Source organism: Curtobacterium sp. PhB170, assembly GCF_003752345.1.
Taxonomy (GTDB): domain Bacteria; phylum Actinomycetota; class Actinomycetes; order Actinomycetales; family Microbacteriaceae; genus Curtobacterium.
In genome coordinates this window covers 358,642-379,485 of sequence record NZ_RJUM01000011.1, presented here as the reverse complement: position 1 = coordinate 379,485, position 20,844 = coordinate 358,642, and the positions used below count along the sequence as shown (strand labels likewise).

Below are 20,844 nucleotides of genomic sequence, written 5' to 3'. Positions count from 1 at the left end.
GTCGTCGGGTGGGTCGGGGTCAGAAGCGGCCGCCGCCAGAGAATCCGCCGCCGCCGCCTCCTCCGCCACCACCGAAACCGCCCCCGCCGCCGAAGCCGCCTCCGCTACCCCCGAAGGAGCCGCCGCCGAAGCTGCCGCCGCGACCGCCGAGCAGGCCGCCGAGCACGATGCCGGTGACGAGGCCGCCGAGCTGGGCGCCGTTGCCGCCGCCACCGCCGAAGCCGCCGCCGCCGCCCCAGCCGCCCATGTCGTCGTTCGCCGAGTCCATCGCCGCGGCGGCGTACTGCTCGGCCGCCCGTGCAGCCTGCAGTGCCTGTCCGGGGTCGGTGGTGGCGAGCTGCACGGCATCGTCGAGGGCGCGTTCGGCCTCGGACAGGCGGGTGCGGGCGGTCGGTCCGATGCCGCCACGGTGCAGCGAGATGTACTCGCGCGCCTGGCTGATCCGGTTCCGGGCGTCGCGCAGGGCGTCGTCGAGGGCGCGGGACGCCCGGCGCTGCTGCTCTTCGGCACCCCGGGCGGCCGCGATGGCCTGGTCGATCTCGGTGTTCGCCTTCGTGAGGGCGTCGACCGCGGTGATCGGGTCCTTCGGGTCGAACCCCTGCCGCAGCACGGTCTGCGCCCGGGTCACGGCCGCGGCGAGGTCGGGCCCGCCCACGGTGAGGGTCCGGGCCGCGGCGACGTCGCCCTCGATGTCGATGCGCATCGCCTCGGCGCGTGCGGTGGCCTCGGTGAAGGTGCCCTCGGCCGCGACCGCGCTGTTCGTGAGTTGCTGCACCTGGGCCAGGGCGTGCTGGGCGTCGCGCACGGCGACCACCGCTTCACCCTTGTCGCCGGCCGCGATCGCCGCGGTGGCCGCGTTCGAGCGCTCGGTGGCGTAGGCGAGCACCTGGTGTGCCTGGTCGACGTTGTCGGCGACGGTCGCGAGGGTGCGGCCGGTGTAGTCCGCTCGGACGCGGTCGAGCGCGGCTGCCGCTGCGCCGACCGACGCCGGTGCTTCCGCGACCGCCTGGGCCAGTGTGGCGGCTGCTTCGTCGACGCCGTCCTCGAGCGACCGGAGCTTGTCGAACGACTCGGTCTGTTCCTCGATCGAGGCGTGCGCCTGCTGGCAGATCGCGATGATCTGGTTCGCCCAGTCGGCACGCTGCTGGGGGGAGTCCGGGATCTCGTCGTCGAGCTGCTGCCGGAACGTGAAGGCCTTGCGCACGGCCTGTTGCGCAGCGGCGACGGCGTCGGCGAAGGGCTTCGCGGCGTCGGGACCGAACTGGGCAGTGGCGAACCCGACCTCTTGCTCGGCGGTGCGGAGCTCGTCGTCGATCGTCACGAGCGCGCCGCCGGCGGTGCGTTCGAGGTCGGCGAGGGACTCCTGCTGCGCCTGGGTGGCCGCGGCGGTCTTCCGCTTGTTGCGGGTGCGGATGACGAGCACGACGACGATCAAGGCGACGACGATGACGAGCAACAGGATCCAGAGCCAGGTCAGGTTCGGCGGCGCCTGGGTGTCCGTCAGCCCGTTCGCGAACGCGACGGCCGCGCCGGACCAGTCGCCCTGCTTCAGCGCGGGGAGCAACGAGTCGTTCACGGCGCTCTGCACGTCGGACTCGGAGATGGCGGTCTCGTTCGTCTGCTGCACGTCGTAGTTGCGGTCGTCGACCGCGACCGACAGCAGGATGCCGTCGGTGTCGATCTGGTTCTGCTCCATGACCGCAGAGCCCCACTCGGTGTGGTCCGTCGGATCGGTGAACGTCGGCACGAACACGACGTACAGCTGCGTCTGGGTCTCGGCGTACAGATCCTGCACCGCCTGTTCGACCTGCGCCTGCTGTGAGGAGCTGAGGGCGTCGGCTTCGTCGAGGACGTACGCCCCGCCCAGGTCGACCGGTGCCGTGGCCTGCGCGGTCGCCGCCGGAGCCAGGACGATCAGCATCGCCACGACTGCTGTCGTGACACGACCCCAGAGCCGCGCTGTCCCCCGTTCCGTCCTCGACCCGCCTGTGCCCGATCCGCGCTGGACCGTTCGCATCCGTCCTCCGTCCGTCACCGGTCGGCGCCGTCGACGCCGTCCCGAACGGCGCCCTGAGAGCGCCGTCGCCCGGAGTCTATCCACGGCGCGCAAGCGACGGACAGACTCCCGGTGAACCCTGTGGACAAGCCGATCCATGGGTGTCTTGTCCCCCGGATCGGGGTATGCTGACGCCACTGTTCGACGACGAACGGAAGGGAACAGCAATGGAGCGAACCACGAGTACCGAGGTCGTCCCGCTCGAGGACGGCTACCACCGCGTCTCGACGCCGGCGACCGGCGTGATCGGCTTCGTGCGCGAGCACGACGGCCGCTACGAAGTGCTGCGCGGACGCGTCCGCCAGGCGACCCGATCCGAGGGTCTCTACAGCACGATGAACGTCGCACTGATCGCACTCACGCACGCGTAGCGACCACGGCCCTGGGCCGGCCATCCGCGCACCGTAGGCTGCGTGCGTGGGTGAGTCGGGCCTCCAGGCCGTCGTGGTGACGCTGTGCGCGCCGGGTCCGGACCGCGCGGCCGACCGGGAGGCCCTGGTCGCCGCCGTCGCGGCGGCTGCGGCAGTCGAGACGGCCGCCGTGCGCGCGGGGCGCGTCTGCCCACACTGTGCCGGGACCGACCACGGTCGTCCCTGGGCCACGGTGAACGGCACCGCGTTCGGGGTCAGTCTGTCGCGCACGTCCGGCGTGGTCGCGCTCGCGGTCGCGCCGGGCCCGGTCGGCGTCGACCTCGAGCGGGTGTCCCGCGTCGGCGCAGCGCCCCTCGACGTCTTCACGCCCGGCGAACGCGAGCGCTCGGCCGGTGATGCCGGCTTGCTCGCCGCCTGCTGGGCGGCGAAGGAGGCCGTACTGAAGCGCGACGGTCGGGGGTTGCGCGTCGATCCGCTGTCGGTCGACGTGGACGTCGCTGCCGGCACCGCGCGGTTCGAGGGGCGAGACCACCCGGTGTCGGTCCACCGTCCGGCACCCGATCTGCTGCTCGTCGTCGCGGCCGGCGGGCTGCCCGTCGTGGTCGAGGGGTCGGTCAGCGGGGGAGTGTGAGCACCTCGGCGCCGTCCTCGGTGATCGCGATGGTGTGCTCGGTGTGGGCCGTCCGGGCTCCCGTGGCACTGCGGAGCGTCCAGCCGTCGGCATCGGTGACGAGCACGTCGGTGTCCGCCATCACCCACGGCTCGAGCGCGAGCAGGAGGCCGGGCCGGAGCGTGTACCCGCGGCCCGCGCGGCCCGTGTTCGACACGTGCGGGTCCTGGTGCATGGTCGAGCCGATGCCGTGGCCGCCGAACTCGACGTTGACCGGGTAGCCCGCGCTCTCGAGCACGGTCCCGATGGCGTGCGAGAGGTCCCCGATGCGCGCACCTGGTCCGGCGGCGGCGATCCCGGCGGCCAGGGCGCGCTCGGTCGCGTCGATGAGGGCGAGGTCCTCGGCGCGGGGGGTGCCGACGACGAAGCTCACGGCGGCGTCGGCGGCGATGCCGTCCAGCGACACCGCGAGGTCGAGGGTGAGCAGGTCGCCGTCGGCCAGCGCCCGGTCGTGCGGCAGCCCGTGCAGCACGGCGTCGTTCACGGCGGTGCAGATGTGGTGGCCGAACGGACCGCGGCCGAACGACGGTGCGTAGTCGACGTAGCAGGAGTCCGCGCCGGCGGCCTCGATCATCTGCTTCGCCCACCGGTCGATCTCGAGCAGGTTGGTGCCCACGCGGGTCCGTTCGCGCAGGGTCTGCAGGATGGTGCCGACGAGGGCTCCGGTGGCACGGGCCTTCTCGACCTCGGCGGGCGTCAGGATCTCGATCACGCGGATGATCATACCGGTATTACTATGTGGGGATGGTCCGTCTCCCGCTCCGCCCCGACGAGGTCGCGCGCGGTCGCCGTCTCGGCGCCCTGCTCCGCCGCGCACGTGGCCCACGGTCGATCGTCGACACCGCCCTCGCCGCCGGGATCTCGCCCGAGACCCTCCGCAAGATCGAGACCGGGCGGATCGCGACCCCGGCGTTCTCGACCATCGCGGCCGTCGCCGGCGTGGTCGGGCTGTCGCTCGACGCGGTCTGGTCCGAGGCCAGCTGCGACCCGGCCGACGGCGAGCTGGCTGGCTAGTCGACGCGCGGCGCGGGCAGCGCCGGTACCGACGCCTCGTCGATCCAGGGCCCGGTCACCGCTCGGACGTCCGCGACGGAACGGCCGGCGGCGTCCGCGAACGCACTGAGCACGTCGGGCACCGTCACCGAACCGTGCCGGTGCCGTTCGGTGATGCTGCGCAGCCCGGCGGTGAACGCGTCGTCGCCGAACGTGCGGCGGACGGCGTGCAGGGCGAGGGCCCCGCGCTTGTAGACCCGGTCGTCGAACATGTCCTTCGCGCCGGGGTCGCCGACGACGAGGTCCTCAGGCTGGTCGAGGAGCCCCTGCCGGTACTGCGCCGCGAGCACGTCGGCGGTGTCGCCGCCGTGGTGCTCGGACCACAACCACTCGGCGTAGCAGGCGAACCCCTCGTGCAGCCAGATGTCCTGCCAGCGGGTGACCGTCACCGAGTTGCCGAACCACTGGTGCGCGAGCTCGTGCGCGATGAGCCGGTCGGTGCCGTGCTCGCCGTCGACGTGGTTCCGGCCGAACACCGCGAGCCCGTGGGCCTCGAGGGGGATCTCGAGCTCGTCGTCGGTGACCACGACGCCGTACGCCGCGAACGGGTACGGGCCGAAGCGGTCCGAGAACAGCGCGAGCATCTCCGGCACCTGCCCGAAGTCGGTCTTCGCGGCGGCCGCCAGGTCGGCGGGGTGGTGCAGGGTCACGGGGACGACGGCGCCGCGGAGCCTCGTCGTGCGGTACCGCCCGATCTGCACCGTCGCCAGGTACGTCGCCATCGGCTCGGTGGTGGCGTACGTCCACCTGGTGCCGATGCGGTCGCGTTCCTTGCCGAGCAGTTCACCGTTCGCCAGGACGTCGTACGCGGCCTCGGCGGCGATCTCGAACCGGTAGGTCGCCTTGTCGTCCGGTCGGTCGTTGCACGGGAACCACGAGGGTGCCCCCGTCGGCTGGGCCGCGACGATGACGCCGTCGGTGAGTTCCTCCCACCCGACCTGGCCCCAGGCGCTGCGCACGGGGCGCGGGTTGCCGCGGTACCGCAGGTGCACGGTGAACGTGGTGTCGGCCGCGATCGGCGACGCCGGGGTCACGGTGACCTTGTGCACGGCCTTCGACACCTTCTTCGCGCGGGTGCCGTCGACGTCGGCACGCTCGACGCTCAGGCCGTGCAGGTCGATGACGATCCGGTCGAGCGGTTCGTGGGCACGGGCGGTGATCGTCGCCGTGCCGTCGAGGCGGTTCGTGGCGACGCGGTAGTCGAGGCGGAGGTCGTAGTGCTCGGCGCTCCAGCGTCGGTCGCCGCTGTGCGGGGTGTACGGGTCGGCAGCGGGGGTGTTCGGCACGGTCCCAGTCAACCCCATGGCGCCGGTCAGTCCGCCACGGTGGCCGGTTCGGCTGTCCACGGAGCGATGGGGTTGCCGGACCAGCGGGACCCGGTGGGCACCTGCTCACCGCGCATCACGAGCGAGGCCGGGCCGACGGTCGCCCCGGTGCCGATGCCCGCCGCGGGCAGGACGACGCTGTGCGGGCCGAGGGTGGCACCCGCGGCGAGCGTCACCGTGTCCAGCTGCATGACCCGGTCGTGGAACAGGTGGGTCTGCACGACGGTCCCACGCGCCACCGAGGCGCCGGCCCCGATCGTGACGAGGTCGGCCTCGGGCAGCCAGTAGGTCTCGAGCCAGGTACCGCGGCCGATCGTCGCGCCGAGGCTCCGCAGCCACGCCGCCAGGGCCGGGGTGCCGGTGGCCTGCTCCGCGAACCAGGGCCGGGCGACCGTCTCGACGAAGGTGTCCTGCACCTCGTTGCGCCACACGAACGACGACCACAGCGGGTGCTCCCGGGCGGTGATCCGGCCGACGAACGCCCACTTCGCGATCGTCGACACCACGGCGGCGACGGCCCCGGCGACGATGAGCACCGGCCCGGCCAGCAGTACCGTCCACCCGACGCCGACCGCCGACCACAGGGCGAGCAGGGTGCCCGCCACCCCGAGGGCGATCGCCGCGGACACCATCGGGGCGACCAGCCGCAGCAGCTCCCAGCAACCGCGGGCGACCTTGAGCCGGGTGGGCGGACGGAAGGTGCGCTCCTCGTCGAACTGCGTCGCCGCACGGCGCAGCCGCACCGGGGGCGAGCCGAGCCACGACGACCCGCGCTTGGCCTTCTTCGGCACGGCGGACAGCACCGCCACCAGTGCCTCGCGCGGGACGGAGCGTCCGGCGCCCGTCATCCCGCTGTTGCCGAGGAACGCCCGCCGCCCGACCTTCGACCGGCCGATCCGCACCCGGCCACCACCGAGCTCGTACGTCGCGACCATGGTGTCGTCGGCCAGGAAGGCACCGGACGCGATCTGCGTCAGCGCAGGGATGAGCAGGACCGTGGAGATCTCCGTGTTCCGGCCGACCTTCGCCCCGAGCAGCCGCAGCCACACGGGCGTCACGAGCGAGGCGTACAGCGGGAACAGCAGCGTCCGCGCCGCGTCCAGCACCCGCTCCGTCGACCACGCCTGCCACCCGATCCGCGAACGCACGGGGTGCCGGCCCTCGTGCAGCCCGATGCCGAGCAACCGCACCGACCCGACCACGAGCAGGGCGTACACGGCCCCGGCGACGACGGTGGCGAGCGGCACCGTGGCGAGGGCGCGCAGCAGCGCGTCGCCGAGCGACGACGCGCGCCCGACCAGGGCGACCGCGACCAGCAGCCCGACCGCGACACCGATCACCGGCAACCCGGCCACGGCCACGGAGCCGGCCCCGTACGCCAGCAGCCAGCGTCGGCGTGACGGGGGACGGGCCTCCCGGCCGTGCCTGGCCGACCCGACGCGTTCGGCGGGCGAACCCGCCCAGCGCTGACCGCCGGGCACCCGGCCGGCGACGGCCGAGCCGGCCTCGACCTCGGCACCCGCGCCCACGTGCGCACCGGGCAGCAGCGTGGTGCGACTGTGCACGACGGCGTCCTCGTCCACACGGACCCGGCCGAGCCGGAACACGTCACCGTCCACCCAGTGCCCCGCGAGGTCCACCTCGGGCTCGATCGACGCACGCTTGCCGATCGTGAGCATCCCGGTCACCGGCGGGAGCGTGTGCAGGTCGACGTCCGTGCCGATCCGCGCCCCGAGCGCCCGGGCGTAGTAGCTGATCCACGGGGCCCCGGCGGTCGAGGGACCGTCGACCGCCTCGGCGATCCGCTCCGCCAGCCAGACCCGCAGGTGCACCGAGCCACCCCGGGGGTGGTCGCCCGGACGGACCCCGATGAGCAGCAGCCGGGCCAGCACGACCGTGAGCGCCATCTTGCCGATCGGTGTCACGAACACCAGCAGCGCGACGACGAGCGCCGGCCAGGGGAGCACCGGCAGGAACGGCAGCGTCGTCGCGTGCAGCACCGCGGCGACCAGCGCCGTCCACGTCAGGACCCGCAACCCGCGCAGCACCTGCACCGGCAGGCCCAGCAGTGTCATCGCGAGCCCCGTCGTCGGCGGGACCGGCGTCACGTCGCGCGATGCGGCCGCCACCGGACCGGACTCGTCCAACGCGGCAGCCAGCGCGCCGATGCGCGGGTGGTCGTAGACGTCGGCGACGGTCGTCGTCGGGAACCGCTCCCGGATCGCGGACACCAGCTGCGCCGCCGTCAGCGACCCGCCACCGTGCGCGAAGAAGTCGTCGTCGACGCTCGACACCGGCACCCCGAGGATCGCCGCCCAGCGCTCCGCGATCCACGCCACCGTGTCCGGCAGCATCGCGGCGTCGGTCGCCCCGGGCAACGGCCACGGCAGCGCGGCACGGTCGACCTTGCCCGACGTCCGCGTCGGCAACGAGTCCACCACAGCGACGAGCGGGACGAGCGCAGCGGGCAGCTCCTGCCGCAACCGGGCGTTCGCAGCCGCGACGTCCACCGTGGCACCCGCCACCGGCGCCACGTACCCCACCAGCACCTGGTTGCCCGCCGGGGTCCGCTGCACCACGGCCGCACCACCGGCCACGTCGTCGAGCGCCTGCAGGGCCGCGTCGATCTCCCCGAGCTCGATGCGCCGGCCACCGAGCTTCACCTGGTCGTCCGCACGCCCCTGGAACACGAGCCCCTCAGGGTCGTACCGCACCAGGTCACCACTCCGGTACGCCCGCTCCCACCCGAGCTCCGGGAACGGGGCGTACTTCTCCGCGTCCTTCGCCGGGTCCAGGTACCGCCCCAACCCGACACCACCGATCACGAGCTCACCGACCCCGCCCGGCTCCACCCGCTGCCCGGCACCGTCCACGACCGCCAGGTCCCACCCGTCCAGCGGCAGCCCGATCCGGATCGGCTGCCCGCCGTCGAGCAGCGACCCGCACGCCACCACCGTCGCCTCCGTCGGACCGTACGTGTTCCACACCTCACGATCGCGACTCGCGATCCGCGCCGCCAGCTCCGGCGGGCAGGCCTCACCACCGAAGATGACCAGCCGCACCTGCTCCAACGCATCGTCCGGCCACAGCGCCGCGAGCGTCGGCACCGTCGACACCACCGTGATCGTGTGCGCGATCAGCCACGGCCCGAGGTCCACCCCCGTCCGCACCAACGACCGCGGCGCCGGCACCAACGCGGCACCGTGCCCCCACGCCAGCCACATCTCCTCGCACGACGCATCGAACGCCACACTCAGCCCCGCCAGCACCCGGTCACCGGGACCGATCGGCGCCGCCTGCAGGAACATCCGCGCCTCGGCGTCCACGAACGCCGCAGCACTGCGGTGCGTCACGGCCACGCCCTTCGGCACGCCGGTCGACCCCGAGGTGAAGATGATCCACGCGTCGTCGTCCAGGTGGGGGAGTGCGGCGCTCGCCGTGGGGTCCGTCACGGGCAGCTCGCCGCCGTCGTGGTCGCGCAGGACGCCGCCGGCCCCGATGACGCCGACGACGCCGGCCTCGCCGAACACGAGGGTCGCGCGTTCCTCGGGGTCGTCGGCGTCGACGGGCACGTAGGCGGCTCCGGCGGCGAGGACCGCGAGGATCGACAGGTACAGGTCACGCCCGCCGGAGGGGATCCGCACCCCGACCCGGTCGCCCCGGCGGACGCCGCGACGGGCGAGGTCGTCGGCCTGCGCGCGCACCAGGTCGAGCAGGGCGGCGTAGTCGACGGTGCCCGCGGGGTCCTCGAGCGCGGTGGCGGTCGGGTGGGTGGCTGCCGTCGCCGCGAGGACGTCGAACAGGGTCCGTGGTGCGGGGGCGTGCCCGCCCCGTGCGAGTTCGAGCTGCGCGTTCCCGGTGCCGGTGGTCATCGGTTCCCTCTTCCCGGTCGCGTGCAGGACGACCGGCCCGTGATCCTAGGGGGTGCGCGTGACGCGCGGGGAAACACGGGGGAGTGCGGTGCGCGCGGGCTCTTCGTGAGCAGAAACTGTCGAGTCGCTTCCCCCGAGCCGACCATTCCTGCTCAGCATCCGCCTCAACATCTGCGCGAACGCCGACATGCGCCACGAGACTGGCGACGGACCCGGAGGAGTCTCAACGGGGGAAGGTCGCCGCAGGCGACGTCGCGCGCAGCTGGCTGAGCGCAGCGAAGACGACTGCTTGCGCGGGTATGTCCAGTGCCCCCAGGAGGATTCGAACCTCCGCCCCTGCCTCCGGAGGGCAGTGCTCTATCCCCTGAGCTATGGGGGCCAAGGGGTGGAACAACCGTAGCAGGTCCGGCGCGCGCTCCCGGACAGCGCGTGTCGTGCACGAGACGCGGCTGCAGGGCGGACGGGAGGCGCGGTGCGGACCCGCCACGGGCCTCCCGTCGGCACCGTGCGCGCGTCTCGGCACCGTGCGCGCGTCTCGGGCCCGTGCAGCGTTGCGCGCTCCGTGCGGCGCTGCAGGCGCGCACCAGCCGTGCAACCTCGCACCGGGCGGCGGACCCGGCACTGTGCGTGGTCGCCGTCGGACGGGAGGCGCGGTGCGGGCCCGCCACGGGCCTCCCGTCGGCACCGTGCGGACTTCGCGGGCCCGTGCGGGGTTGCGCGCTCCGTGCGGCACTGCAAGCGCGCACCAGGCGTGCAACCTCGCACCGGGCGGCGGACCCCGCACCGTGCCGGCGCGGTCGCGTCAGCCCGCGGGCGTCGCCGACGCCGATGGCTGCAGCGCTGCGCGCACCGCGTCGACGACGGGCTGTGCGCCGCCGGGCTCCGTGAACAGCGTCGACTGCGTGGTGATCCAGTACGGGTCGGCGAAGGCGTCCGCGCGGCCGATGCCGTCGTTCAGCGCGAAGTAGCCCTCGACGCGGTAGGTGGGGACCGATCCGCCCCGGTCGTACAGGGCGTCCTTCAGGTTCGTGAGCGACTTCTCAGGCAGGTCGGCGACGGCCAGGGTGATCGTCTCGGTGTCGTCGTCGGTGGCGACGAACTGGCAGACGCGGCCCCGCTGCTTCGCGATCGTCGCGGCGGGCGAGCCCTTCGCCGGCGTGAAGGAGCCGTCGAGCGCGAAGGTCGTCCCGTAGACGGACAGGGCCGCGGTCGGCAGGAGCTCGGCGCAGCTCTGCGACACCGTCTTGCCGACCGGGGTCGCACTGGGCGTCGGATCGCTGTCCCCGCCGCCCGAGCAGGCCGACAACGCGAGTGCTGCTGCGGCGGTGACGACGGCGACGGAGCACGCCCGGGCACGGCTTCGGGTGGTCATCCCGACATGATGGCCCATCGTCCGGCGTGCACCTGGGTGTCCCGGTAGACTCGTCCGCCGTGACTCCTGCCGAACTCTCCGCCGCGTACCTGTCGATCCTGACCGGGATCGTCGAGCGACGAGGCGCGTCCGAGACCGTGACGATCGGGGACTCCCACGTGGTGCTCGAGCGTCCGAAGAACCGTGCGCACGGCGACTGGGCCTCGAACGCCGCGATGCAGCTCGCGAAGCGCATCGGCACGAACCCGCGCGAGCTCGCGACGGAGATCGCCGGCGAGCTGACCGAGCTCGACGGCGTGGCCTCGGTCGACGTCGCCGGCCCGGGGTTCATCAACATCACGCTCGAGGCCGCTGCAGCCGGTGAGATCGCCCGCACGATCGTCGAGGGCGGCGACGCCTTCGGGCACGGCGACCTGTACGACGGCGTCCGGATCAACCTGGAGTTCGTGTCGGCGAACCCGACCGGCCCGATCCACATGGGTGGCGTGCGCTGGGCGGCGGTCGGCGACAGCCTGGCCCGCGTGTTCCAGGCGCAGGGCGGCCTCGTCACCCGCGAGTACTACTTCAACGACCACGGCGCGCAGATCGACCGCTTCGCCCGCTCGCTCGTCGCGTCGGCGCTCGGTGAGCCCACGCCGGAGGACGGCTACGGCGGTGCGTACATCGCCGAGATCGCGGCCCGTGTCATCGCGACGCTCGACCCCTCGGTCGACGTGAAGGACCTGCCGTGCGACGAGGCGCAGGAACTCTTCCGGCGCGAGGGCGTCGACTTCATGTTCGCGGACATCAAGTCGTCCCTGCACGACTTCGGTGTGGACTTCGACGTCTACTTCCACGAGAACGCCTTGCACGAGTCGAAGGCCGTCGAGCGCGCCATCGCCCGGCTGCGCTCGGCGGGCGTGATGTACGAGGCCGAGGGTGCCGAGTGGCTCCGCACGACCGACTTCGGCGACGACCGCGACCGCGTGGTCATCAAGTCCGACGGCGAGCCCGCGTACATCGCGGGCGACCTGGCGTACTACCTCGACAAGCGCGAGCGCGGCTTCGAGCGCAACCTCATCATGCTCGGTGCGGACCACCACGGCTACGTCGGCCGGATGATGGCGATGTGCGCCGCGTTCGGCGACGAGCCGGGCACGAACCTCGAGATCCTGATCGGGCAGATGGTCAACCTGCTCAAGGACGGCGAGCCGATGCGGATGTCCAAGCGCAACGGCACCATCGTGACGATGGAGGACCTCGTCGACGCCGTGGGGGTCGACGCCGGCCGGTACTCGCTCGTCCGGTTCGCCAGCGACACCGCGATCGACATCGACCTCGACCTGCTCGTCAAGCGCACCAACGACAACCCGGTGTTCTACGTGCAGTACGCCCACGCACGCACCCAGTCCGTGGCCCGCAACGCCGAGGCCGCCGGGGTCGACCGGTCCGTGTTCGACGCCTCGCTGTTGACGCACGACTCCGAGGGTGCGCTGCTCGGCGCCCTCGCCGAGTACCCGCGCGTCGTGCGCCACGCCGCGGAGCTCCGCGAGCCGCACCGCATCGCTCGGTACATCGAGCAGCTCGCCGGCCTGTACCACCGCTGGTACGACGCCTGCCGCGTGACCCCGCTCGGCGACGAGCCGGTCACCGACCTGCACCGCACGCGCCTGTGGCTGAACGACGCCACCGGCCAGGTCGTCCGCAACGGCCTCGGCCTGCTCGGTGTGAGCGCTCCGTCCCGCATGTAGCGGAGCGGCGGCGCGAGCAGACGGCTGAGCCGTTGTCGAGACGCGCCCCCTGACGGTCATCGCGCCCCGGTGTGCGCGGGCGCGATGACCCTGGCGGGGCGCGATCGAGTGCGGCCCGCGCCCCGCGCCCCGCACCCCGCGCCTCCAGGCAGGCTGACGGGACCACCTGGCAGGGTGGGACGCATGTCCGCCGCCACCGAACGCCCCCGCAAGCGCCGCCGCTGGCCCGTCGTCCTGCTCGTGGTCGTCGTCCTGCTCGCCGCCCTCGTCGTGATCGCCGAGTTCGTGCTCCGCGGGGTCGTCGACCGCATCATCGCCCAGCAGGTCGAGCAGTCGCTGCCCGACGGCACCACGGGCCAGGTCGAGGCGCACGCCGACGGCATCGTCATCCCGCAGCTGATCAGCGGCACCCTCGACCAGGTCGAGATCACGTCCGAGAAGCTCACCGTCGACGGCATCCCACTCGCCGCCGACGTCACCGCGAAGGACGTCCCCGTGGACGGCAAGGGCGACGTGCACGACGTCGACGGCACGGTCACGCTGGCGTCGACGAGCGTGAAGGACCTGTCGAAGTACAGCCCGCTGTTCGACCGGTTGTCCCTGGTGGACGGCGGCGTCGAGCTGTCCGGTTCCACGGCGGTGCTCGGCTACGACATCACCTACGCGGCGAAGGGCGACGTGGTCGCGCAGGACGACGGCCGCGGCATCACGATCACCCCGAAGAGCGTGCGGATCACGAACTCCGACCTCGGCCTCAAGGTGGACTCGATCCCCGGCGTGACGAACGTGCCGGTGCAGGTCTGCACGGCGCAGTTCTTGCCCGAGGCGCTCCGCGTGCGCTCGCTCGACGTCTCGAAGGCCGACGCGACGGTCCGCGTCACCGCGGACGCGCTGCCGCTCAACGAGCAGGGCCTGCAGACGGTCGGCAGCTGCGGCTGACCCCGTGGCTGCGTCACACGGACGGGAGGCCCGCCCCGCGTCGGTAGGATCGGGTCCCGTGAGCGAGAACCCCCTTGCACCGCCGCGACTGCGGTTCCCGACGGACGCCTCCGAGCTGGTGGACCGGATCTGGCCCGCGTCCGCGACGCGGACCGACGACGGCGACCTGGCGGTCGGCGGTGTCACCGCGACGGACCTCGTCCGGCAGTACGGCACCCCGCTGTACGTCGTCGACGAGCGTGACGTGCAGTCCCGTGCGGTCCGGGTGCGGAACGCGTTCACCGAGGCGTTCGAGGGCATCGGCACCCGGGCGCACGTCTACTACGCCGGCAAGGCGTTCCTGACGACGCAGGTCGTGGCGTGGATGGCCGAGGCCGACCTGCGCGTGGACGTCTGCACCGGCGGGGAGCTCGCGGTCGCCCTGGCCGCGGGCATCGACCCGGCGATGCTCGGCTTCCACGGCAACGACAAGTCCGACGCCGAGATCGCCCGCGCGGTCGAGGTCGGCGTGGGCACGATCGTGCTCGACAGCCACGAGGAGGTCCAGCGCGTCGCCCGTGCCGCTGCCCACGCCGGGGTCGTGCAGCGCGTCCGCATCCGCATCAACAGCGGTGTGCACGCATCGACCCACGAGTACCTCGCCACCGCGCGCGAGGACCAGAAGTTCGGCATCCCGCTCACCGAGGCCGTCGCTGCGGCCGAGGCGGTGCGCGCCGAGTCGTCGCTCGTGTTCGTCGGGCTGCACTCGCACATCGGTTCGCAGATCTTCGACGAATCCGGGTTCCGCGAAGCCGCCCGACGCCTGATGGACGTGCACGCCACCCTCGTCGAGACCGGTCCGGTGCCCGAGCTGAACCTCGGCGGCGGCTGGGGCATCGACTACACCGAGGCCGACTCCGCCTTCGCGCCCGAGGACGTCGCCGACGCCCTCGCCGCGATCATCGCCGACGCCTGTGCCGAGCGGGACATCCCGGTGCCCGAGGTCGCCGTCGAGCCCGGTCGCTACATCGTCGGGCCGGCGGGCATCACGCTCTACCGCGTCGGCACGATCAAGCCCGTCACCCTCGAGACCGGCGACGCGGACACCGGCCACGCCACCCGCACCTACGTCTCCGTCGACGGCGGGATGAGCGACAACGCCCGTCCTGCCCTGTACGGCGCCGACTACACCGCTCGCCTCGCCCGGACGTCCGAGGCACCCGCCGTGCTCACCCGCGTCGTCGGGAAGCACTGCGAGAGCGGGGACATCGTCGTCAACGACGAGTACCTGCCGGGTGACGTCCAGCGGGGGGACCTGCTCGCCGTCGCAGCCACCGGGGCGTACTGCTGGGCGCTGTCGAGCAACTACAACCACGTGGGGCGCCCGCCGGTCGTCGCCGTGGCAGACGGCACAACCCGTATCCTCGTGCGGGGCGAGTCGATCGACGACCTCCTCGCCCGCGACACCGGGGTCCGCCCCGTGCCCCACGCCGGCACCGGTCGCTGACCCGACGAACAGGAACCAACTCCAGATGATCGAATACCGCAACGTCCGCGTCGCGCTGCTCGGGGCCGGCTCGGTCGGGTCCCAGGTCGCGCGGCTCCTGCTCGAGCACGCCGACGAACTCGCCTCGCGCGCCGGTGCCGGCCTCGAACTCGTCGGGATCGCCGTGCGCGACGTCGATGCCGCGCGTGACGTCGACCTGCCGAAGGACCTCTACACGACCGACGCAGAGTCGCTCATCCTCGGTGCCGACATCGTCGTCGAGCTGATCGGCGGCATCGAGCCCGCGCGCACGCTCGTGCTGCAGGCGCTGCAGTCCGGCGCGGACGTCGTGACGGGCAACAAGGCGCTCCTCGCGACCCACGGTCCGGAGCTCTTCGCGGTGGCCGAGCAGGTCGGCGCGCAGCTGTACTACGAGGCCGCCGTCGCCGGTGCGATCCCGATCATCCGACCGCTGCACGACTCGCTCGCGGGTGACCGCATCGAGCGGATCATGGGCATCGTCAACGGCACCACGAACTTCATCCTCGACCTGATGGACCGCGAGGGCGCCACGTTCGAGGACGCCCTGGCCACCGCGACCGAGCTCGGGTACGCCGAGGCCGACCCGACCGCCGACATCGAGGGCTACGACGCCGCGCAGAAGGCCGCGATCCTGGCCTCGCTGGCGTTCCACACCTCGGTGCCGCTCGCCGCCGTGCACCGCGAGGGCATCACCTCGGTCACCATCGAGCAGGTTCGCGCCGCGCGCAAGGCCGGCTACGTCGTGAAGATCCTGGCGACCGCCGAGCGACTGACCGACGAGGACGGCCGCGAGGGCGTCAGCGCCCGCGTGTACCCGGCCCTCGTGCCGGAGTCGCACCCCCTGGCGAGCGTGCACGGCGCGAAGAACGCCGTGTTCGTCGAGGCCGAGGCCGCCGGCGACCTCATGTTCTACGGCGCCGGTGCCGGTGGCGTCGAGACCGCGTCTGCCGTCCTCGGCGACCTGGTGTCCGCCGCACGTCGGCATGTCATCGGCGGCCCGGGCGTCGCGGAGTCGACCCAGTCGGACCTGCCCGTCTTCCCGATCGGCACCGTCCGCACGCGCTACCAGATCACCCTGCACGTCACGGACGCCCCCGGCGTGCTGTCGACGGTCGCCGGCGTGCTCGCGAAGCACGGCGTGAGCGTCGAGACCGTCGAGCAGACCACCACGGGTGCCTCCGAGGGGACGGCAGCGCTCGTCATCGGCACGCACCTGGCGCGCGAAGCCGACCTGGCGGACACCGTCCGCACGCTCCGCGGCGAAGACGTGGTCCTGGACGTGACCAGCGTCCTGCGCTTCGTCGGCGCCTGACGCACCACGGGCCTCCAGGCCGACCGCGAACCACCACCAGACCGACCCACCGGACAGAGAGAGAAGCCTGATGGCCCACCAGTGGCAGGGAGTCCTGCGCGAGTACGCCGACCGACTCGACGTGACCGAGGCGACGCCGATCGTCACGCTCGGCGAGGGCGGCACGCCCCTCATCCCGGCTCGTCGGCTCTCCGAGCGCACCGGCGCCGAGGTCTACGTCAAGTTCGAGGGCATGAACCCGACCGGGTCCTTCAAGGACCGCGGCATGACGATGGCGATCTCGAAGGCCGTCGAGCACGGCGCGAAGGCCGTCATCTGCGCCTCGACCGGCAACACCAGCGCCTCGGCCGCCGCGTACGCCACGCACGCCGGCATCACCGCCGCGGTGCTCGTGCCCGAGGGCAAGATCGCCATGGGCAAGCTCAGCCAGGCCGTCGCCCACGACGCCCAGCTGCTGCAGGTCCAGGGCAACTTCGACGACTGCCTCGACATCGCCCGCGACCTGGCGGCGAACTACCCGGTGCACCTCGTCAACTCGGTCAACAACGACCGCATCGAGGGCCAGAAGACCGCCGCGTTCGAGGTCGTGGACGTCCTCGGTGACGCCCCGGACTTCCACTTCCTGCCGGTCGGCAACGCGGGCAACTACACCGCGTACTCCCGCGGCTACCGCGAGGACGTCGCCGCCGGTCGCACGACGAAGCTCCCGCGCATGTTCGGGTTCCAGGCCGCCGGTTCCGCACCGATCGTGCGCGGCGAGGTCGTCAAGAACCCCGACACCATCGCCTCCGCGATCCGCATCGGCAACCCGGCCTCGTGGCAGTTCGCCCTCGAGGCCCGCGACGAGACCGACGGCTACTTCGGCGCCATCTCGGACGAGGCCATCCTCGCCGCGCACCACATCCTGTCGGCCGAGGTCGGCGTCTTCGTCGAGCCCGCGTCGGCCATCGGTGTCGCCGGGCTGCTCGAGCGTGCCGACGCCGGCATCGTGCCGAAGGGCGCGAAGGTCGTCATCACCGTCACCGGCCACGGCCTGAAGGACCCGCAGTGGGCCCTGCGCACCGAGGACGGCAGCGAGGTCACCCCGACGAGCGTGCCGGTCGACACCAAGTCGATCGCGGACGTGCTCGGACTGGTCGCGGCGCAGTGAGCCCCGACCGCTCGTCCGGACCGGGGGAGGGCGTCACCGCCCACAGTGCTGTACCGGCCGGACGGGCGGTCCACGCTGTGCCCGCCGGACGGGTCGTGCGCGTCCGCGTGCCGGCGACGTCCGCCAACCTCGGGCCGGGGTTCGACTCGCTCGGTCTCGCGCTCTCGCTGTACGACGAGGTCGTCGTCCGGGTCCGCCCGGAAGCCGGCGCCACCGTCACGGTGCAGGGCGTCGGTGCCGGCGAGGTCGCCACCGACGACACGAACCTGGTCGTGCGTGCCGTCCGCCGCGGCCTCGAGCACGCCGGCGTCGACCAGCCCGGCCTCGAGCTGCACGCCACGAACGCGATCCCGCACGGCCGCGGGCTCGGTTCCTCGGCGGCCGCGATCGTCGCCGGCCTGATGGCGGCCCGCGGGCTGCTCGAGGGCATCGTCGACCTGGACGCCTCGACCCTGCTCAGCCTGGCCACCGAGATGGAGGGGCACCCGGACAACGTCGCCCCCGCACTCTTCGGTGGGCTCACCATCGCGTGGATGACGGCCGAGGGACCCGCGTACAAGCGCCTCCTGGTGCACCGCGGCGTCGCGCCGGTCGTGTTCGTGCCGACGTCCACGCTGTCGACGAAGCTCGCCCGTTCCCTGCAGCCCGAGAACGTCCCGCACGCCGACGCCGCGTTCAACGTCTCCCGCTCCGCGCTCCTCGTCGCCGCGCTCATCCAGAGCCCCGAGCTCCTGCTCGCCGCGACCGAGGACCGCCTGCACCAGGCGTACCGGGCCAGCGCGATGCCGGAGACCGACGCACTGATCGGCCTGCTCCGGCAGCACGGCCTCGCGGCCGTCGTGTCGGGGGCGGGACCGAGCCTGCTCGTGCTCGGCAGCGACCCGGCACAACGGCTCACGGCCGCGGATCTCGTCGCCCGACACGGGGAATCCGACTGGCGCGCGCTCATGCTGGCCGTCGATCTCGGTGGTGCTACAGTGGTGGCGCACTCGGCGCTCGAAGCCGAACCCGCGTAACCGCACGGTATGCCCGTCCCCAAGGACAGCGCCTGCGACGTCGCAGGGTCCGGCGCGCGGGTGTGCATCTCTTTCTGATCACCGAATCCCGGTCCGTCGTCTGAACGGCGGTCGATGCATACCCGTGCATCCGGGACGGTGGAAACTCTCCGCGTTCTGCGGTTCGAAAGGAAACACCGACCTTGACCGACAACAACTCCACCCCGGTGGAGATCCCCAGCGACCTGCGCGCCCTCCGCCTGCCGGAACTCCAGCGCATCGCCTCCTCGCTCGGCATCACCGGGCTCTCGAAGCTCCGCAAGGGCGACCTCATCGCCTCCATCGAGGACAAGCGCCCCGTCACGGACGACGTCCCGGCCGCGACAGCGCCCGCCACGACCCCCGCCGCGGCCCCGGTGACCGAGCAGCCCACGCTGCCGGAGCCCGCAGCCGAGGCACCGACCGCTCCGGTCGCCGACCCCGAGGCACCCGCCGTCGAGTCCGAGCCGGCCGCGCCGTCGCGTGTCCGCCGTTCGCGCCGCGCGTCGTCCGGTGGCACCGTGAACGCCGGCCCGACCTCGGCTGCCGAGCACACGAACGCCGGGCACACCGGTACCGAGGACCTGCTCGCGGGCCTCGACCAGGTGCGTGCCGAGAAGGACGCCCAGGAAGCCGCCCAGACGCAGACCGGTGGGCAGCGTCGCGGCCGCGTCCAGCGCGGCGCCGACCAGCAGGCCCAGCAGCCGAACGAGCCGGCCGAGCAGCAGACGCCGACCTCGGCACCTGCCCGGACCGAGCAGCCGGCCCGCACCGAGCAGCCGGCGCGCACCGAGCAGCAGAGCACCGAACAGCAGAGCACCGAGGGCGAGTCGCAGGACCAGTCCGGTGCCGCCGACTCCGGCGACCAGAACGACCAGAACGGTGAGGGCGGTTCGCGTCGCGGCCGTCGCAGCCGTGGTCGTGGTCGTGGCCGTGGGCAGAACGCCGAGAACGGCGAGCAGAACGGCGAGCAGCAGGACGGCCAGCAGCACCAGCAGGGCGGCCAGCAGAAGCAGAACGGTGGCGACCAGCAGAAGCAGGCCGACGCCAAGCAGGGCGACCCGAAGCAGGGCGACGCCAAGCAGCGCGACGCGAAGCAGGACGACCGCGCCGAGCAGAAGCAGCAGGCGGCGAACCAGCAGAAGCAGAACGGTCAGCAGAAGCAGGGCCAGCAGGCCCAGCAGAACGCCGACGACACCGAGGGCGGCCGCAGCCGTCGCCAGCGTGACCGCAAGCGCGGCCGTGGCGGCCAGAACGACGACTTCGAGCCCGAGGTCACCGAGGACGACGTCCTGATCCCGATCGCGGGCATCCTCGACGTCCTCGACAACTACGCGTTCGTCCGCACCACCGGCTACCTGCCCGGACCGAACGACGTCTACGTCTCCCTCGGCCAGGTGAAGAAGTACCACCTGCGCAAGGGCGACGCCGTCGTCGGTTCGATCAAGCAGCCCCGTGACAACGAGCAGCAGAGCCGTCAGAAGTACAACGCGCTCGTGACCGTCGACTCGGTCAACGGCCAGACCGCCGAAGAAGCAGCGGCCCGTGTCGAGTTCTCGGACCTCACCCCGCTGTACCCGAACGAGCGCCTGCGCCTCGAGACGGAGCCGGGCAAGCTGAGCACCCGCATCATCGACCTCGTGTCGCCGATCGGCAAGGGCCAGCGCGGCCTCATCGTCTCGCCGCCCAAGGCCGGCAAGACCGTCGTGCTGCAGGCCATCGCCAACGCCGTCGCGAAGAACAACCCCGAGGCGCACCTCATGGTCGTCCTCGTCGACGAGCGGCCCGAAGAGGTCACCGACATGCAGCGCACGGTGAAGGGCGAGGTCATCGCCTCGACCTTCGACCGTCCGGCCGAGGACCACACCACGGTCGCCGAGCTCGCCATCGAGCGTGCGAAGCGCCTGGTGGAACTGGGCCACGACGTCGTGCTCCTGCTCGACTCGATCACCCGTCTGGGCCGTGCCTACAACCTGTCGACCCCGGCGTCGGGCCGCGTGCTCTCCGGTGGCGTCGACTCGGCGGCGCTCTACCCGCCGAAGCGCTTCTTCGGTGCGGCGCGCAACATCGAGGACGGCGGCTCGCTGACCATCCTCGCCACCGCGCTCGTCGAGACCGGTTCCAAGATGGACGAGGTCATCTTCGAGGAGTTCAAGGGCACCGGCAACATGGAGCTCCGCCTGAACCGTCACCTGGCGGACAAGCGGATCTTCCCGGCCGTCGACGTCAACGCCTCCGGTACCCGTCGCGAGGAGCAGCTGCTCTCCGCCGACGAGGTCAAGATCACCTGGCGTCTGCGCCGAGCCCTCGCCGGGCTCGACCCGCAGCAGGCCCTCGAGATCGTGCTGCGGAACCTCAAGGAGACGCAGTCGAACGTCGAGTTCCTGGTGCAGGTGCAGAAGTCGGTCCCGACGACCGGCGGCGCTCACCACAACGGTCACCAGGAGTAACGC

Annotated in this window: 15 protein-coding genes and 1 tRNA gene; 10 read left to right on the top strand and 6 right to left on the bottom strand. The window is 72.6% G+C overall.

The genetic code is table 11. The features are described from left to right. Positions 1 to 19: 19 nt before the first annotated feature. Positions 20 to 1,921 carry a YgcG family protein gene (locus tag EDF40_RS19620; protein ID WP_311316760.1) on the bottom strand — a complete coding sequence of 634 codons (1,902 nt, stop codon included), beginning with the start codon at positions 1,919 to 1,921 and terminating at the stop codon, positions 20 to 22. Positions 1,922 to 2,223: 302 nt separating this feature from the next. Between EDF40_RS19620 and EDF40_RS12550 the strand changes: the two genes are divergently transcribed. Then, the gene (locus EDF40_RS12550) at positions 2,224 to 2,427 is read left to right on the top strand and encodes a hypothetical protein (RefSeq protein WP_071255966.1); all 204 of its coding nucleotides are present in this window, start codon (positions 2,224 to 2,226) and stop codon (positions 2,425 to 2,427) included. Positions 2,428 to 2,473: 46 nt separating this feature from the next. Next, positions 2,474 to 3,058 (top strand): 4'-phosphopantetheinyl transferase superfamily protein, encoded by a 585-nt coding sequence (locus EDF40_RS12545; RefSeq protein ID WP_123339761.1) that lies wholly within the window; start codon positions 2,474 to 2,476, stop codon positions 3,056 to 3,058. Here EDF40_RS12545 and map read toward each other — a convergent pair. Further along, positions 3,042 to 3,809, bottom strand: a complete 768-nt coding sequence (gene map, locus EDF40_RS12540; protein ID WP_123339909.1) for a type I methionyl aminopeptidase — start codon at positions 3,807 to 3,809, stop codon at positions 3,042 to 3,044. The two genes, EDF40_RS12545 and map, sit on opposite strands and share 17 nt — an antisense overlap. 32 nt (positions 3,810 to 3,841) lie before the next feature. Between map and EDF40_RS12535 the strand changes: the two genes are divergently transcribed. Then, positions 3,842 to 4,111: a helix-turn-helix domain-containing protein gene (locus EDF40_RS12535; protein WP_123339760.1), complete on the top strand. Its 270-nt coding sequence runs from the start codon at positions 3,842 to 3,844 to the stop codon at positions 4,109 to 4,111. On the opposite strand, the gene EDF40_RS12530 is transcribed toward EDF40_RS12535, so the two are convergent. The 4 genes from EDF40_RS12530 to EDF40_RS12515 form a co-directional block, all read right to left on the bottom strand. Beyond that, positions 4,108 to 5,436, bottom strand: coding sequence for a M1 family metallopeptidase (locus tag EDF40_RS12530; protein WP_260212815.1), 1,329 nt, complete (start codon positions 5,434 to 5,436; stop codon positions 4,108 to 4,110). The genes EDF40_RS12535 and EDF40_RS12530 overlap by 4 nt on opposite strands. A gap of 26 nt (positions 5,437 to 5,462) precedes the next feature. After that, entirely contained in the window at positions 5,463 to 9,347 is a 3,885-nt protein-coding gene (locus tag EDF40_RS12525; protein ID WP_123339759.1) for a Pls/PosA family non-ribosomal peptide synthetase, read from the bottom strand. Positions 9,348 to 9,654: 307 nt separating this feature from the next. Next, a tRNA-Arg gene (locus EDF40_RS12520) sits at positions 9,655 to 9,726 on the bottom strand. Positions 9,727 to 10,149: 423 nt separating this feature from the next. Further along, positions 10,150 to 10,719, bottom strand: a complete 570-nt coding sequence (locus EDF40_RS12515) for a hypothetical protein (RefSeq protein ID WP_123339758.1) — start codon at positions 10,717 to 10,719, stop codon at positions 10,150 to 10,152. A gap of 59 nt (positions 10,720 to 10,778) precedes the next feature. Here EDF40_RS12515 and argS point away from each other — a divergent pair, with 59 nt between their 5' ends. From argS to rho, 7 genes are all read left to right on the top strand, one after another. Continuing rightward, positions 10,779 to 12,449: an arginine--tRNA ligase gene (gene argS / locus EDF40_RS12510; protein WP_123339757.1), complete on the top strand. Its 1,671-nt coding sequence runs from the start codon at positions 10,779 to 10,781 to the stop codon at positions 12,447 to 12,449. 183 nt (positions 12,450 to 12,632) lie between these two features. Then, the gene (locus tag EDF40_RS12505) at positions 12,633 to 13,388 is read left to right on the top strand and encodes a DUF2993 domain-containing protein (RefSeq protein WP_123671681.1); all 756 of its coding nucleotides are present in this window, start codon (positions 12,633 to 12,635) and stop codon (positions 13,386 to 13,388) included. A gap of 58 nt (positions 13,389 to 13,446) precedes the next feature. Then, the gene (lysA, locus tag EDF40_RS12500) at positions 13,447 to 14,874 is read left to right on the top strand and encodes a diaminopimelate decarboxylase (RefSeq protein ID WP_123339755.1); all 1,428 of its coding nucleotides are present in this window, start codon (positions 13,447 to 13,449) and stop codon (positions 14,872 to 14,874) included. Positions 14,875 to 14,899: 25 nt separating this feature from the next. Beyond that, positions 14,900 to 16,207 carry a homoserine dehydrogenase gene (locus EDF40_RS12495; RefSeq protein WP_123339754.1) on the top strand — a complete coding sequence of 436 codons (1,308 nt, stop codon included), beginning with the start codon at positions 14,900 to 14,902 and terminating at the stop codon, positions 16,205 to 16,207. Positions 16,208 to 16,277: 70 nt separating this feature from the next. Beyond that, positions 16,278 to 17,357 (top strand): threonine synthase, encoded by a 1,080-nt coding sequence (gene thrC, locus EDF40_RS12490; RefSeq protein ID WP_111083860.1) that lies wholly within the window; start codon positions 16,278 to 16,280, stop codon positions 17,355 to 17,357. 77 nt (positions 17,358 to 17,434) lie between these two features. Then, positions 17,435 to 18,373: a homoserine kinase gene (gene thrB / locus EDF40_RS12485; RefSeq protein ID WP_123339753.1), complete on the top strand. Its 939-nt coding sequence runs from the start codon at positions 17,435 to 17,437 to the stop codon at positions 18,371 to 18,373. A gap of 182 nt (positions 18,374 to 18,555) precedes the next feature. Continuing rightward, the gene (gene rho, locus EDF40_RS12480) at positions 18,556 to 20,841 is read left to right on the top strand and encodes a transcription termination factor Rho (protein ID WP_123339752.1); all 2,286 of its coding nucleotides are present in this window, start codon (positions 18,556 to 18,558) and stop codon (positions 20,839 to 20,841) included. Positions 20,842 to 20,844: the final 3 nt, after the last annotated feature.

Excerpts from the sequence above, each read along its gene's own strand:
- EDF40_RS12515 (WP_123339758.1), bottom strand. The coding sequence starts at position 10,719 with ATGACCACCCGAAGCCGTGCCCGGGCGTGCTCCGTCGCCGTCGTCACC.
- EDF40_RS12495 (WP_123339754.1), top strand. The coding sequence starts at position 14,900 with ATGATCGAATACCGCAACGTCCGCGTCGCGCTGCTCGGGGCCGGCTCG.
- EDF40_RS19620 (WP_311316760.1), bottom strand. The coding sequence starts at position 1,921 with ATGCTGATCGTCCTGGCTCCGGCGGCGACCGCGCAGGCCACGGCACCG.
- EDF40_RS12505 (WP_123671681.1), top strand. The coding sequence starts at position 12,633 with ATGTCCGCCGCCACCGAACGCCCCCGCAAGCGCCGCCGCTGGCCCGTC.
- EDF40_RS12550 (WP_071255966.1), top strand. The coding sequence starts at position 2,224 with ATGGAGCGAACCACGAGTACCGAGGTCGTCCCGCTCGAGGACGGCTAC.
- EDF40_RS12535 (WP_123339760.1), top strand. The coding sequence starts at position 3,842 with ATGGTCCGTCTCCCGCTCCGCCCCGACGAGGTCGCGCGCGGTCGCCGT.
- EDF40_RS12525 (WP_123339759.1), bottom strand. The coding sequence starts at position 9,347 with ATGACCACCGGCACCGGGAACGCGCAGCTCGAACTCGCACGGGGCGGG.
- thrC (WP_111083860.1), top strand. The coding sequence starts at position 16,278 with ATGGCCCACCAGTGGCAGGGAGTCCTGCGCGAGTACGCCGACCGACTC.